11 protein-coding genes are annotated in these 14,246 nt (G+C 58.0%); all 11 read right to left on the bottom strand.

Features of this window, described 5'->3' with window-relative positions; genetic code table 11:
* Positions 1-80 precede the first annotated feature (80 nt).
* Entirely contained in the window at positions 81-1,037 is a 957-nt protein-coding gene (lpxC, locus tag H4N61_RS11820) for a UDP-3-O-acyl-N-acetylglucosamine deacetylase (protein WP_169195157.1), read from the bottom strand.
* A 107-nt stretch (positions 1,038-1,144) separates the two neighbouring features.
* A complete protein-coding gene (ftsZ, locus tag H4N61_RS11825; RefSeq protein ID WP_169195156.1) occupies positions 1,145-2,842 on the bottom strand; it encodes a cell division protein FtsZ in 1,698 nt (565 codons plus the stop codon).
* Between the two features lie 353 nt (positions 2,843-3,195).
* The gene (ftsA, locus tag H4N61_RS11830; protein WP_169195155.1) at positions 3,196-4,509 is read right to left on the bottom strand and encodes a cell division protein FtsA; all 1,314 of its coding nucleotides are present in this window, start codon (positions 4,507-4,509) and stop codon (positions 3,196-3,198) included.
* The gene (locus H4N61_RS11835; RefSeq protein ID WP_169195154.1) at positions 4,506-5,348 is read right to left on the bottom strand and encodes an FtsQ-type POTRA domain-containing protein; all 843 of its coding nucleotides are present in this window, start codon (positions 5,346-5,348) and stop codon (positions 4,506-4,508) included. Before H4N61_RS11835 ends, ftsA begins: the two co-directional genes overlap by 4 nt.
* Positions 5,349-5,380: 32 nt before the next feature.
* A complete protein-coding gene (locus H4N61_RS11840; protein ID WP_169195153.1) occupies positions 5,381-6,301 on the bottom strand; it encodes a D-alanine--D-alanine ligase in 921 nt (306 codons plus the stop codon).
* Positions 6,298-7,716 (bottom strand): UDP-N-acetylmuramate--L-alanine ligase, encoded by a 1,419-nt coding sequence (gene murC, locus H4N61_RS11845; protein WP_169195152.1) that lies wholly within the window; start codon positions 7,714-7,716, stop codon positions 6,298-6,300. Before murC ends, H4N61_RS11840 begins: the two co-directional genes overlap by 4 nt.
* On the bottom strand, positions 7,713-8,831 hold the full coding sequence (gene murG / locus H4N61_RS11850) for an undecaprenyldiphospho-muramoylpentapeptide beta-N-acetylglucosaminyltransferase (RefSeq protein WP_169195151.1): 1,119 nt from the start codon (positions 8,829-8,831) through the stop codon (positions 7,713-7,715). Before murG ends, murC begins: the two co-directional genes overlap by 4 nt.
* On the bottom strand, positions 8,828-9,991 hold the full coding sequence (locus H4N61_RS11855; RefSeq protein WP_182396018.1) for a putative peptidoglycan glycosyltransferase FtsW: 1,164 nt from the start codon (positions 9,989-9,991) through the stop codon (positions 8,828-8,830). Before H4N61_RS11855 ends, murG begins: the two co-directional genes overlap by 4 nt.
* A gap of 158 nt (positions 9,992-10,149) precedes the next feature.
* Entirely contained in the window at positions 10,150-11,235 is a 1,086-nt protein-coding gene (gene mraY / locus H4N61_RS11860) for a phospho-N-acetylmuramoyl-pentapeptide-transferase (RefSeq protein ID WP_169195150.1), read from the bottom strand.
* Positions 11,236-11,262: 27 nt separating this feature from the next.
* Entirely contained in the window at positions 11,263-12,660 is a 1,398-nt protein-coding gene (gene murF / locus H4N61_RS11865; RefSeq protein ID WP_182394091.1) for a UDP-N-acetylmuramoyl-tripeptide--D-alanyl-D-alanine ligase, read from the bottom strand.
* A 143-nt stretch (positions 12,661-12,803) separates the two neighbouring features.
* Positions 12,804-14,246 (bottom strand): UDP-N-acetylmuramoyl-L-alanyl-D-glutamate--2,6-diaminopimelate ligase, encoded by a 1,443-nt coding sequence (locus tag H4N61_RS11870; protein WP_248305963.1) that lies wholly within the window; start codon positions 14,244-14,246, stop codon positions 12,804-12,806.

The raw sequence follows: 14,246 nt of genomic DNA on the forward strand, positions 1-14,246 counted from the left end.
ACGGCCCCGTATTGGTTCATGCGCACTAATGCGACGTAGTTTCCAAATGGATCAAAACTGTGGCAGCAGAAATCAACGTCTCAGCTTGCCGAGCGCAGATAATGGGACACCTCAAGACCTTCAGGTTGGTCGTTGAAGGCTTCCATTTCAAGCGGCAGATCCTCCGCGCTAACTATCTCATAATTAGCATCGCTGGAAAAGAGACCAGTCAAAACATGAGCATTAAGCGCATGGCCCCCTTTATAGGAGCGGAAGCGACCGAAGATCGGCAGGCCAGCGAGCGAGAGATCACCCACGGCGTCGAGCAGCTTGTGCCGCACGAATTCGTCCTCAAATCGCAGACCACCTGGGTTCAGGATGCGGTCTTCATCGACAGTGATTGAGTTATCAAGGCTCGAGCCGAGCGCAAAACCAGCCGAGCGCAGGATTTTGGCGTCGCGCGCGAAGCCAAAGGTGCGGGCGCGCGATACGTCTTCAAAATACCGGCGCGGTGTCCAGTCAAAGATCATGCGCTGGCGGCCGATGACACGAGAATCAAATTCAATTTCAAGATCGAGCGCGCGCCCGTTGTAGGGCTCAAGCGCTGCGAAGGCGTCATTGTTACGAACCGTAACGGCGCGCATCACCTTGAGGAATTTCTTGGCAGCCGGCTGCGTGACCAAACCAGCTTCAATAATTGCCTTGGCAAAGGGATAGGCAGAGCCGTCAAGGATCGGGCATTCCGGTCCTTCAAGCGTGATCAGCGCGTTGTCGACGCCAAGTCCCGAGAGTGCGGATACCACGTGCTCAACGGTCGAAACACTGTAGCTATCGCCCAGGTCGATCGTGGTCGCGAGCGTCGTGCGGCTGACGCGCGTGTGCAGCACCGGAACCGTCTTTGTATACGTGCCGCCGCCGAGGGCGCGTCGAATTACATAGCCAGTATCGGGCGCTGCAGGCGCCAAAATCATTGTCACAGGCTGCGCCCCGTGGACGCCGTAGCCAGCAAAGTTAATCTCGCTGGCCAAGGTCCGCTGACGCGTAGATAGCTTAGTCATGCCTGGAATATTCCAAATAGGTCACGCTCAATCAGAACGCTTATCGAAAAAAAGCTCGGTGCGGAAGCCGCACCGAGCAAGGTTTTCACCTGTTGATCACGAAAAGACTAACCGTGCTTACGCAGGAATGCTGGAATCTCAAGGTGTTCCTTCTGCGCGGGTGCAGCAGGAGCGCGACCATGTGTATCAAGATTGCCACGCGCGCCTTCGGTTGCTGGCGGGACACGCGAAGCGCGCTGACCACCATTCTCGATTGCACTGCGAGCCGCAGCATCGTCAGCCATGGTCTGGCGCGGTTCAGCACGAACCTCTGCCTGAGCAGGTGCGCCCAAGTTCAGACCAACATTGGATGCCAGACGCTTGAAGAGTGCGCGAGCATTGCGTGGCTCTTCAGTCTGCACCTGCGGAGCGACTGCAGCTTCCTGAGTGCGGCGAGCAACAGCTGGCAGCTCTTCAGTACGCGGCATACGTCGCTGACCGTCCGGACGCGCTGCATTGGATGGAACATAAACCGAAGGGATCGGCTGTTCCTGAGCAACAACAATCTCTTCTGGCTCATAGTGAGATTCAGAAGCCGGCACGTATGGTTCTACGACGATACCGTCGTCTTCGTGAAAGGAAACTGGCGATGGCTGCGCAGCGGGCGTTGGGTGCTGAGCGTGGAACGCTTCGGCAACCGCAGCTTCAACCTGCGAGCTGATGTCTTCAACTTCCATCATCACTGGCTCAACCGGAGCCTGCGGCACCACGGGACGGTTGGCCTCAACCGGAACGTGGCGTTTTACTGATAAAGGGGTGCGGGACGCGTGCGGCTTAGCCGGCTCCATTGCCTGAACCATAGTCGCGTCGGTGCCAGTAGCAACGACAGATACGCGGATCGTACCGTTCAGGTTTGGATCGTAAGTCGCACCAAGAATGATATTCGCGTCGGTATCCACTTCTTCGCGGATACGCGAAGCGGCTTCATCGACTTCATAAAGGGTCAGGTCTGGACCGCCGGTGATCGAGATCAGCAGGCCACGAGCACCATGCATCGACACATCGTCGAGCAGTGGGTTCGCGATAGCCGCTTCAGCAGCATGACGTGCACGATCTTCGCCCGAAGCTTCGCCAGTACCCATCATCGCCTTGCCCATGCCACGCATAACAGCGCGCACGTCAGCGAAGTCGAGGTTGATCAGGCCTTCCTTGACCATCAGATCGGTGATGCAAGCAACACCCGAGAACAGCACCTGGTCAGCCATCGCGAAAGCGTCGGCGAAGGTGGTCTTCTCGTTGGCAACACGGAACAGGTTCTGGTTCGGGATAACGATCAGCGTGTCAACGTGACGGTGCAGTTCGTCAATGCCATCTTCAGCCAGACGGGTACGACGATTACCCTCAAAGTTGAACGGCTTGGTCACAACGCCAACGGTCAGGATGCCCTGTTCGCGCGCAGCCCGAGCCACAACGGGCGCTGCACCAGTGCCAGTACCACCACCCATACCACAGGTGATGAACACCATGTGCGAGCCGGAAAGGTGATCGTTGATTTCGTCCCAGCTTTCTTCCGCTGCCGCACGACCCACTTCCGGGTGCGATCCAGCGCCAAGACCTTCAGTGACGCCAACGCCAAGCTGAATGATCCTCTGTGCCTTCGACAGGGCGAGTGCCTGCGCGTCGGTGTTTGCAACGACAAAATCCACGCCTTCAAGGCCGGATTGAATCATGTTGTTTACGGCGTTGCCGCCACCACCGCCCACACCGAACACGGTGATGCGGGGCTTGAGTTCCTGAATATCGGGAATAGTGAGGTTGATCGTCATGTGTGGCCCCATAGGTGGCGTGGTTGATTAAGATTTAGCGGCCTAATCGTTAATCCCACCCTAACAATTGCCTGTATTGCGCAGTTCTCGGCGCATTTTGCGACACCACATGCAAGGCACGCCCTCTGGCGTTAACCAGCCGATAAGCAACAAAATTAACCTTGCACGGTGCGGAGCTGGTCAGTTTGGGCCTTGATAAAGTGATAATAAAATAAACGAATGCCCATAAAGTGAGAGGGCGCTCGCTTAACGAACGCCCTCTCCTGATTTGGCTCTACGGAGTTATCCGTATCTATCTTTGTGTGTTAATTCGCGTCCAACGCCGCCACCTGATCGATCGTTTCCGTCGACGATCAGAAGCTGCTACGCAACCAATTGCCGACTCGTGAGAGGTAGCCGTCCGTCCCAATGAGTTTGCGGCTACTGCGCGGCTCGGAGTATTCATTGGCGCAGACCTGCGGATAAACCAGCATGCCCGCCACTGTCGCAAAGGCGGCGCCACGAGCAATTTCAGGCAGGCCCGAAATTCCCATCGGGCGACCATTGCGGACGTTGCGAGCAAGGGTGCGACGCGCCACTTCCGGCAGGCCAGTCATTTCGCTGGCCCCACCGGTTAACACGAAGCGACGTCCGCAGACGTCCATCATGCCCGTGGCCTGCATGCGGTCGCGGATTGCTGTCAGCACTTCTTCGATACGCGGACGCATGATGCGGGTCAGAACAGCGCGCGGGATTTGCCCCGGCGCTTCGTCATGACTTGCACCCACGGGCTGGATCGGGATCATCTCGCGTTCGTCCGCCTGCCCCGGCAGAACCGAGCCATGCAATGTTTTGAGGCGCTCTGCGTCCTGCACGCTCACCGAGAGCTGGCGCGCGATGTCGAGCGTCAGATGGTGGCCGCCAATGGCGATAGCATCGGCATATACCATATGCCCGTCGTTAAACACCGACACAGTCGTCGTCGCGCCGCCAAAGTCGATGCAGGCAACACCCAATTGCGCTTCATCATCTACAAGGGTCGCAAGACCCGAGGCATAGGGCGTGGCAACGATGGCTTCGATCTGCAAGTGGCAGCGGTGAAGCACCAGTTCCAGATTGCGCATAGCCAGAGTTTCCGCGCTCACCACGGCGACATCGACGGACAGCTTCTCGCCTACCATGCCCTTGGGATCACGAATGCCCTTGTGACCATCGAGCGAAAACCCGATGGGCAGCGCGTGAATAATGGAGCGTTCCGGACGAACCGAACGAGAATTGACCGCCTTGAGCACACGCACAAGGTCAGACTTTTCCACCTCTTGGCCGTCAAGATTGACCGCCGCCGAGAAGGTTTCCGAACCCAGACGGCCAGCCGTAACGTTGACGAGCACGCTTTCCAGCGTCAGCCCTGCAGCGCGCTCAGCCATGCCCACGACATTGCGAATAGCCTGTTCGGCCTTTTCGATGTCGGTGACCACACCGCTCTTGACGCCTGCCGCCGGACCATAGCCAAAACCGATCACTTCTGCCTTGTGGGTACGCCCCTTCAAGGAGCGACCTTCGCTGCGCGGAACCAGGCGCGCGATAATGCAGCAGATCTTGGTCGACCCAATGTCGAGCACGGCCACCAGAGTGGTCTTGCCAGGTTGAACCGGACGAAGCCGGGAGGTCATCGCATCGGTGATCATTGGGGTGTCGTCACAGTTTCTTCGATAGGCTTATTGGGGCGGAGCGCGACCAGCGTGTCATTGCGCAAATCAATCTGCGCCAGATCGCGGTCGAGCAATCGGAATTCATCTTGATAGTCTTGCAGCTTGCGCAGCGCTTGGGCGACGCCCTGCTCCGGCAGCTGCACACGCAGGCCAGTGCTATAGATCAAATCCCAACGACGGTCGGCGATACGCGAAATCGCCACCAACTCGTCTTTGAGTTGCGGAACAGTGTCGATGGCGCGGATCATCGCCAAGGCATCGTCCGCAGCGCCATCGCCAATGACCAATGGCAGATCGCCATAGGCACCACGATCTTCGCCGATCTGATCCCCTGCCCGATCAATCAAGAAGGTGATGCCATCCACGCGCCAACGCGCAACCGGCAGTTTCTCAGTGATCGTAACGTCCACCTTCCCCGGATAGGTCTTGCGGACCAACACGCTTTCAACGGCCGGTAGCTCAGCAATGCGCTTGCGCGCGGCATCCACATCAAAACTCATCGTCGAGGTTTCGAGCTGGATCGCCAAAGCGTCGAACACATCCTGCTCGGATGTCAGTGTTTGACCGGAGATCGAGATTTCCGAAACGGCAAGGCCAGCATGCGCAAATTGCGCCTGCGCCAGTTCGACCCCGATCATCGCCAGATTGCCGATAGGCTCACGGACTTGGTAAAGCCCGGCACAGCCAGCGAGTAGCAAAACACCAGTAAAAACCTTGCGGATCTTGCCGCTGTGCAAAACCCAAACGCGGTTCAGCGAATTTTTGATACGGCGACGCGGAGCGCGCGCTCGGACAGGCAAAGCGCGGGTCGTCACTGGTCGCGCTCCAGCGAGAAGTGTCTCGCTTTTTACCTGTTGCAACTCGCGTCCTCCACCATCCAGGAGACTAGATCTTCGTAAGAGTGCCCGGCATGCAGAGCCTGCTCGGGCACCAGGGATGTCGCTGTCATACCCGGCTGGGTGTTGATCTCGAGACAAACCAGTTCGCCATCTTCCCCAGCTGCCTCGTTGTACCGGAAGTCACTTCTGGTCACGCCTCGGCATCCGAGTGCTGCATGGGCAGCTAGTGCGAGCTTTTGCACTTTGTCGTAAATTTTCGGTTTCAGATCGGCAGGCAAAATATGCACCGACCCACCAGCCGCATATTTTGCTTCATAATTGTAGAAGCTGAGGTTTGTGACGATCTCCGTCACCCCTAGCGCCACATTACCCATTACCGCGCAGGTGAGTTCACGGCCCGGAATAAACCGTTCAACCATGACCTCTTCGCCATTATTCCAATCCTCGCGCAACAGTTCCTGCGGCGGATGACTGGTCTCGGCTTTGACGATAAACACGCCAAAGCTGGAGCCATCGGCGATCGGTTTGATCACATAAGGCGGGGCCATAACGTGGTCGCGCGCCGCCTCGGCCCTGGTCACGATCACGTGATCGGTGACAGGGATGCCCGCAGCCTTGAAGGCGATCTTGGCCTGATGCTTATTCATCGCCAGCGCCGAAGCCATCACGCCCGAATGGGTGTATGGGATTTCGAGCAGTTCCAGCACGCCCTGGATCATGCCGCTTTCGCCAAACGGGCCATGCAAAGCGTTGAACGCCACATCCGGCTTAAGCTGACGCAGCACATCCGCAACGTCACGGCCAACGTCAACCTTGGTCACCCGATAGCCCGCATTGCGCAGAGCCGCAGCGCAGCCAGCGCCGGAGCTCAGCGACACGGGGCGCTCGTTCGACCAACCACCCATCAAGACCGCGACATGCTTGCTCATTGTGCAGCCTCGTTCTGTGCAGCGGCCAATTGCGCCGGAAGCGCTGCCGCCCATTGAGTGATATTGCCGGCGCCTAGGCACACGACATAATCGCCTGCTGCCGTGCGTTCCGCCAGAATTGCGGCAAGGTCTTCAGGCCCTGCAAGAACGCGCGCATCGCGATGACCACGGGCACGAATGCGGTTGACCAACTCGTCGTTGGTCACGCCCTCAATCGGCTGCTCTCCCGCAGCATAGATCGGCGCTACCAGCACAGTGTCCGCGTCATTGAAGCAGGCCGCGAAATCATCAAACAGATCCTGCACACGGCTAAAGCGGTGCGGCTGCACAATCGCCACCACATCGCGTCGTGCCGATTGGCGCGCTGCCTTCAACACTGCCGCGATTTCAACCGGGTGATGACCATAGTCGTCGATCACTGTCACACCGCCCGCTTCACCTGTCTTGGTGAAGCGACGCTTGACGCCCGTAAAGCCCTTGAGGCCCTTGCGAATCGCTTCAGCTGACACATGCAGCTGGTCCGCCACGGCAATCGCTGCCGTCGCATTGAGTGCGTTGTGAATGCCCGGCATTGGCAGTTCGAGCCCATTAATGCGCAATTGCGTCTGACGAATCCGGTCACGGATTTCGACCGAGAAGGTCTGAACACCGTCATGATTTTCGACATCGATCAGGCGTACGTCTGCCTGCGGGTTACGCCCATAGGTGACAACACGACGATCGCGGATTTCGCCAACCAGCGACTGCACAATCGGATGATCGAGGCACATCACCGCAAAGCCGTAGAACGGCACATTCTCAACGAACTGGTGGAAGGCCTTCTTCACGCCTTCAAAGTCACCATAGTGATCAAGGTGCTCAGGGTCGATGTTGGTCACGACCGCTACGTCCGCCGGCAGCTTCACGAAAGTGCCGTCGCTTTCGTCTGCCTCAACCACCATCCATTCACCGCCACCAAGACGGGCATTGGTGCCATAGGCATTGATGATACCGCCGTTGATCACAGTCGGATCAAGATTGCCGGCATCGAGCAGCGCCGCGACCAGCGTGGTCGTCGTCGTCTTGCCATGCGTGCCGCCAATAGCAATGGCGGTCTTAAACCGCATGATTTCGGCCAGCATTTCAGCGCGACGCACCACAGGCAAAGCCCGCGCCCGCGCTTCCATCAGCTCTGGATTGTCTTTCTTGATCGCCGAGGAGATCACCACGACTTCAGCCAGACCGAGGTTGTCACCGCTCTGACCGATCTCAACCTTGATCCCCATGTCGCGCAAGCGCTGAACATTGGGATTAAGCGAGGCGTCGGAGCCTTGCACCGTGTAGCCTTGGTTATGAAGGATTTCGGCAATACCGCTCATGCCAATGCCGCCAATGCCGATAAAATGGACCGGCCCGATGTTCCGCGGCATCTTCATGATGGAATTCCTTCATTCGTCTTTGGTGCAAGCCCAGCGATTTGCTCGGCAAGGTCGGCCAGTTTCTCGACAGCCTGAGGCTGACCCAAGGCTCTGGCAGCCTCAGCGGCTTGCTGTAATTTGGCAGGATTGCTGAACAGGTTCTGCAACCGAGTGGCAAGCGATTGCGGTGAGAGTGTGTCTTGCTCCATCACCCAGCCGCCGCCGCCCTCTTCGAGCACCTGGCCATTGTATTTCTGATCGCTATCAAGCGCGCCCGGCAGCGGGATCAAAATCGCTGGACGGCCAATAATGCAAAGCTCATTTACGGTGGAAGCGCCCGAGCGTCCAATCACCAAATGCGCATTGGCGATCCGCTCTGGCAAGTCGCCAATGAAGCTCGCCAGTTCCACATTGGTGCGCGATTGGCGGTAGCTTTCCGTCACACGATCAATGTCTTCTGGACGCGCCTGCTGAACAATCTGGAAACGCGAACGCAGCGCATCCGGCAAAAGCGCAATCGCCGCAGGAACCACATCGGAGGTGAAGCGCGCGCCTTGGCTGCCGCCAGTCACCACGAGCCGGATCGGACCGACAGCGTCGAGCGCGGGATAAGGTCGACCCGCTACGGCACGAACACGGTCACGCGCCGGATTACCCGTCACCACTGACGCCACTTTTTGCGCATCAGCAAATTTCGTTTTGGCAAAGCTCAGCGCCAGCGTATGCGCGAAACGGGTCAGCGCCCGGTTGGCGCGCCCCATAACCGCGTTTTGCTCGTGCAGAATGCCCGGCACACCGGCCAGCTTCGCCGCGATGAACGGCGGGAATGTCGGATAGCCACCAAAGCCAATAACGGCGGCAGGCTTGTCCTTAGCGAAAATGCCATAGGCCTTGGCCACGCCGCGCAGAATAGTGAAACCCGCACCCGCGGCCTTCACCAAATTCGCGCCTGAAGGGGTGGCGGAGGGGACGATATGGATCGCCTTGGCCGGGAAATCCGCACCATAGGCTTCCACGCGATGGTCCGTCATCAGCTCGACGACATGACCACGGCGTTGCAGCTCTTGAGCCAGCGCCATAGCCGGGAACAGGTGCCCACCGGTCCCACCGGCAATAAGAATAAATCTGCTCATTCTGCGGGGGCCACCACTGCACTGCGATACGAAGGAATGCCGGTCGCCATACGCTCTTCCGGCTTGGTACGGGTCAATGCGAGCATCAGCCCCATACCAAAGGCCACTGCGAACATGGACGTGCCGCCATAAGAGACGAATGGCAGCGTCATCCCTTTGGGTGGGATCAGGTTCAGGTTCACAGCGAGATTGATGCCCGACTGCATCGCAAACTGCACGGCAATGGTCGATGCGGCCAATCGCGCAAACAGACTTGTCTGACGCTGCGCCGAGATCATCGCGCGGATCACGATAAAGGCGATGAGACCAACTAGGCCCATGCAGAAAAGAATACCAAACTCACCCGCTGCCGCCGAGAACACATAGTCAGCATGCGCGTCGGGAATGAGCTTTTTGGCCAGAGACTCGCCCGGACCACGTCCAAACCACCCACCTTCCAGCAGGGAATGAATGGCGCGGTCGATCTGATAGGTGTTGCCACCAGCATCAGGATTGATGAACGTATCGATACGGCGCGACACGTGCGGGAAGAACATATAGGCCCCTGCCAGCGCACTGACCGCCAGTAGCCCAAGTCCAATAATCACCCACCAGCTGATCCCGGAAAAGAACAGCAACACGGCCCAAGTAGCGACCACCAGCGCGGTCTGCCCAACGTCCGGCTGCAGCAGCAGCGCTGCCACGATCAGGACCATGAGCCCGGCGGCCATCCAGCGCCCAGGCACGTTGCGATGGATGAGCGATTCAGAAAACAGCCACGCACTGATCACCGCGAAGGCAGGTTTGACGAATTCCGATGGCTGAATGGATTGCCCGGCGAGCGATACCCACCGGCGCGCACCCTTAACCTCGGTCCCGAAGTAGAGGGTCGCCCAGAGCAATACTGTCATCACCACCAGCACGAAGAGCGCGCTCAAGCGTGCTTGGCGGTGAGACAGTAGAGAGGTTGCCAGCATAACTGGCACCGCCAAGACGCAGAACATGGCATGGCGGATTACAAAGTGCCACTCATCGAGCCCGATGCGTTCGGCCACAGCAGGGCTTGCGCCAAAGCTGAGGACCATCCCACACGCCAAAAGCATAATCAGAGCGCCGAGCAGCTCGCGGTCAATCGACCACCACCATTCGGCAAGCCAAGTTTTTTCAGCACGGGAGAACATCATCGGGAAAGCCCGGTTACGCGGTACAACTTACCTCGATTTGTAACCAACGATGGTTACCGATTTGCCAAGGCATTTGCGTTTTGCAAAAGCGTGATCAGAAAAAAACAAGCCCCGGCGAACCGGGGCTTGCTTGGAATTTCAATGACTTGACCGATTTAGCGGAGCTTGAGGCTCGACAGACCGATCAGCGCCAAAACAAAAGAAATGATCCAGAAGCGAATAACCACCTGACTTTCCGTCCATCCCAGATGCTCGAAGTGGTGATGGATGGGCGCCATTCGGAAAACGCGCTTCCCTGTTAGCTTGAACGAGGTCACCTGCACGATCACAGAAACCGTCTCCAGAACGAAGAGACCACCGATGATGCAGAGGACGATTTCGTGCTTAGTCGCGACCGCGATCGTGCCCAAAGCACCACCCAAGGCGAGCGAACCTGTGTCACCCATAAAGATCTGCGCCGGTGGCGCGTTGAACCACAGGAACCCAAGCCCCGCCCCGATTAGCGCTCCGCACACAACCGCCAATTCAGCCGTACCCGGCACGGAATTGAGGAAGAGATAGTCCGCGTAGTTCTGCGAACCAACGACATAGGCGATGAGGCCAAAGCAAGCCGCCGCCACCATCACCGGCACAATCGCCAAACCATCGAGACCATCCGTCAAGTTCACCGAATTGCCCGCAGCAACCACGACGAAACCGCCGAACAGAATGTAGAAATAGCCAAGGTTGATGGCGAGGTCTTTCACGAACGGGAAGACCAGCGAAGTGCCATAAGAGCCCGAAGCAAGCTGGGAAATCGCAAAGGCCGCGACGCCCCCGATCAGCGCTTCCAACAGCAAGCGCTGCTTGGACCCAAAGCCCTTGTGGCTCATGCGCTTGACCTTGAGATAGTCGTCGTAAAACCCAATCGCACCAAAGCCGATGGTTACGAACAACACGACCCAGACATAACCATTGGTCAGGTTCGACCACAGCAGTGTTGAGATCACCGCGCCCGAAAGGATCATCAACCCGCCCATTGTCGGGGTGCCCTTTTTGGTCAGCAAGTGTCCAGCAGGACCATCTTCACGAATTGGCTGTCCACGTCCCTGCTTCAGGCGCAGCAGGGAGATCATCCCCGGGCCGAACATAAAAACGAAGAACAACGCCGTTACAACTGCTCCAGTTGTACGGAAGGTGATGTACCGGAAGACGTTGAAGGCTGACACGGAGTCGCCCAACTGGCCGAGAAAATAGAGCATTCTATTCCGCTATTCTTGTTGGGGATTTCAGCTGTTTGAGAATTTCTGTGTGATGGCGCTGACAATACGCGCCAGACCAACCCCGTTCGATCCTTTGATCATAACTGCGTCGCCAAACGCAAGATCATCTATGATCACCTCTTGGGCTTGTTCAACACTCTGATGATGGCTGGCCACAATGCCAGCGGGCAGAGCCTGTCCGAGAGCCGCCATATGTTGTCCCACGAGATGCACGCGCGTCGCGCCCGACGCCAGTACGGCTGGTGCAAGGCCCGCGTGCAACGCGTTAGCCGTGTCACCCAATTCTCTCATATCGCCCAACACAATGACCTTGCGACCATTCGCCGGTGTTACAGAGGCGAACACATCCAAGGCAGCACCCATTGAGGCGGTATTGGCATTGTAGCTCTCGTCGATCAGCAACAGAGGCTTATCGGCTGATCCAAAATTGGTGCGCTGTCCCCGCCCCGGCTGCGCACCCAAACGCGCTAAAGTGTTCAGGGCAAAACCCGTATCGATGCCCGCGAGGTCCGCCACAATCAGCGCTGCCGTGGCGTTGACCAGCATATGCCGCCCAGCGACGCTCAGCTCAAGCGCATAGCGTTCCCCACCACGCTCCACCGTAGCCGTACTGCCGTCAGCTCTCGTCACAACATCAACGATCTGCCAATCGACACCGGCCGAAAAGCCGTAGGTGATGACCCGGGCAACGCCTGCAGCGCTTGCCGCTTGCAGCAAAATATCAATTTGTGGGTGATCAGCATTGATCACCGCCGTGCCACCGGGCTCAAGCCCGTCAAATATCTCCGCCTTAGCCAGCGCGATGTTTTCCAGCGAACCGAGATTTTCCAAATGGGCTGGCGCCACATTGGTGATCACCGCCACATGGGGGCGCACCAGCTTGCTTAACGGGCGAATTTCGTCGGGCGCGCTCATGCCCATTTCAAACACACCGAACTGCGCCGTTTCCGGCATCCGCGCCAGCATCAGCGGCACGCCCCAGTGGTTGTTAAAGCTCTTGATCGAGTAATGCGTTTCGCCCGCTGTTTCGAGGACAGTGCGAATGGCTTCTTTGGTCGTGGTCTTACCCACGCTTCCGGTCACGCCAACGATAAACGCCCGGCTCCGCGCCCGCGCTGCCCGCGCCATGTCACGCAACCCGCCCAAGGCGTCAGCGACGACAATACGCCCCTCGCCCACGCTTTTGCCGTCTGTCACCAGAGCTGCCGCTGCGCCATTAGCGATAGCGGTATCGACAAAATCATGCCCGTCGAAGCGATCGCCCTTGATCGCCACAAACAGGGCATCACGGCCAAGATCACGGGAGTCGATCGAGACCGAGTTGATCTCAGTCGCACTCACACCAGCCGCGCGCCCACCGGTCGCTGCGAGTATGGCATCAAGCGTAAAAAGTGGAGGGGTCATGAGATTAGCTGTCGTTGAGAGAAGCGCAGTTGGTGACGCAAAAAGTCAGATCACCGTTCTATAGCGAAATTGAGGTGATGGACCACGCGTGTCACTTTCCCCCAAAACAATAACGCCGGACTATGAGGTCCGGCGCCATCGCTTTAGCCCTTAATCGCTTCCAGAACCACTTCGTGGTCCGAGAAGTGCGATTTCGTGGTTCCGATGATCTGGTAAGTTTCGTGGCCTTTGCCAGCGACCAGAAGCACGTCGCCTTTCTTGAGGCGCTTCACCGCAGCAAAGATAGCCTCACGACGATCAGCGATTTCCTCAGCGCCCTTGGCACCAACCATCACCTCAGCGCGGATCGCAGCCGCGTCTTCAGTGCGTGGATTATCGTCGGTAACGATCACTTCGTCCGCCAGACTGCTGGCGATCTCACCCATCTGCGGACGCTTGCCCTTGTCGCGATCCCCGCCACACCCAAACACCACGCGCAGCTTGTTCGGCGCGTATGGACGCAAGGTGGTCAGAGCCGTACGCAGTGCTTCGGGCTTATGCGAATAGTCCACGAAAATGGCTGCGCCATTGTGCTCGGCAACCAGTTCAAGGCGCCCAACAGCACCCACCAATTGTGGCAGCGCGGCAAACACATCCGCCTTATCAACACCCGAAGACATCGCCAGAGCAGCCGCTACCAGCGTGTTTGACACCTGGAATTCACCAGGGATTTTGAGGTGGAAGCTGACGAGTTCGCCAATATGACGGATTTCAACGCGCTGGCCATAGCCTTCCGGCTTGATCGAAAGCAGCTCAATATAGGCGCCTTCACGACCAACGGTGAGCAATGTTGCGCTGGCCGAAAGGGCCGCGAACATAAACGCTTCGTGTTCCGGATCATCGACGTTGACGATTGCCGCGCCGCCATCAACCAGAAGCTCGGTGAACAAACGCAGCTTGGCGTTCTTATACTCTTCCATGTCAGCGTGATAATCGAGGTGATCACGGCTGAGATTGGTAAAAGCGACCGCTTCAAAGTGGATACCGTCAAGCCGGCGCTGGTCCAGACCATGGCTCGACGCTTCAAGCGCCACATGGTCAATCCCCTGCGCCTTGAGCGCGCGCATGGCCTGATGCAGCGTGCGGCTGTCGGGCGTGGTCAGAGCGCCGTCGATACGACGGTTGCTCGTCTCAATACCCAGCGTACCAATGCTTGCGCCCGGCACCCCGACTTCGTCCCAAATCTGGCGAACAAAGGAGGCAACAGAGGTCTTGCCATTCGTGCCGGTTACAGCAACCAGCATTTCTGGCTGCGGCTCAAACACACGGCTTGCCGCGCGCGCGTAGGCAGCGCGAACATCGGGAACCACGATCACTGGCACGCCCGGGTCACCCGGAGGCGTCACATCCGTCACAACAGCAAGCGCGCCGCGTTCAACCGCGTCAGCGATAAACTGATTACCGTGCACCTTAACGCCCGGCAGAGCGAAAAAGACATCGCCCGGTTCAATACGCCGGCTGTCCGAATTCAACCCGAATACGGCACCAAGACCCTTTTTCGGGCGGGCGCCAGATCCCTCGAGCAGTTGGCTAACGCTTATGGACAA

Source organism: Devosia sp. MC521 (assembly GCF_014127105.1).
GTDB lineage: Bacteria > Pseudomonadota > Alphaproteobacteria > Rhizobiales > Devosiaceae > Devosia.

Excerpts from the sequence above, each read along its gene's own strand:
- ftsZ (WP_169195156.1), bottom strand. The coding sequence starts at position 2,842 with ATGACGATCAACCTCACTATTCCCGATATTCAGGAACTCAAGCCCCGC.
- mraY (WP_169195150.1), bottom strand. The coding sequence starts at position 11,235 with ATGCTCTATTTTCTCGGCCAGTTGGGCGACTCCGTGTCAGCCTTCAAC.
- murG (WP_169195151.1), bottom strand. The coding sequence starts at position 8,831 with ATGAGCAGATTTATTCTTATTGCCGGTGGGACCGGTGGGCACCTGTTC.
- murC (WP_169195152.1), bottom strand. The coding sequence starts at position 7,716 with ATGAAGATGCCGCGGAACATCGGGCCGGTCCATTTTATCGGCATTGGC.
- lpxC (WP_169195157.1), bottom strand. The coding sequence starts at position 1,037 with ATGACTAAGCTATCTACGCGTCAGCGGACCTTGGCCAGCGAGATTAAC.
- H4N61_RS11855 (WP_182396018.1), bottom strand. The coding sequence starts at position 9,991 with ATGTTCTCCCGTGCTGAAAAAACTTGGCTTGCCGAATGGTGGTGGTCG.
- H4N61_RS11840 (WP_169195153.1), bottom strand. The coding sequence starts at position 6,301 with ATGAGCAAGCATGTCGCGGTCTTGATGGGTGGTTGGTCGAACGAGCGC.
- ftsA (WP_169195155.1), bottom strand. The coding sequence starts at position 4,509 with ATGATCACCGATGCGATGACCTCCCGGCTTCGTCCGGTTCAACCTGGC.
- murF (WP_182394091.1), bottom strand. The coding sequence starts at position 12,660 with ATGACCCCTCCACTTTTTACGCTTGATGCCATACTCGCAGCGACCGGT.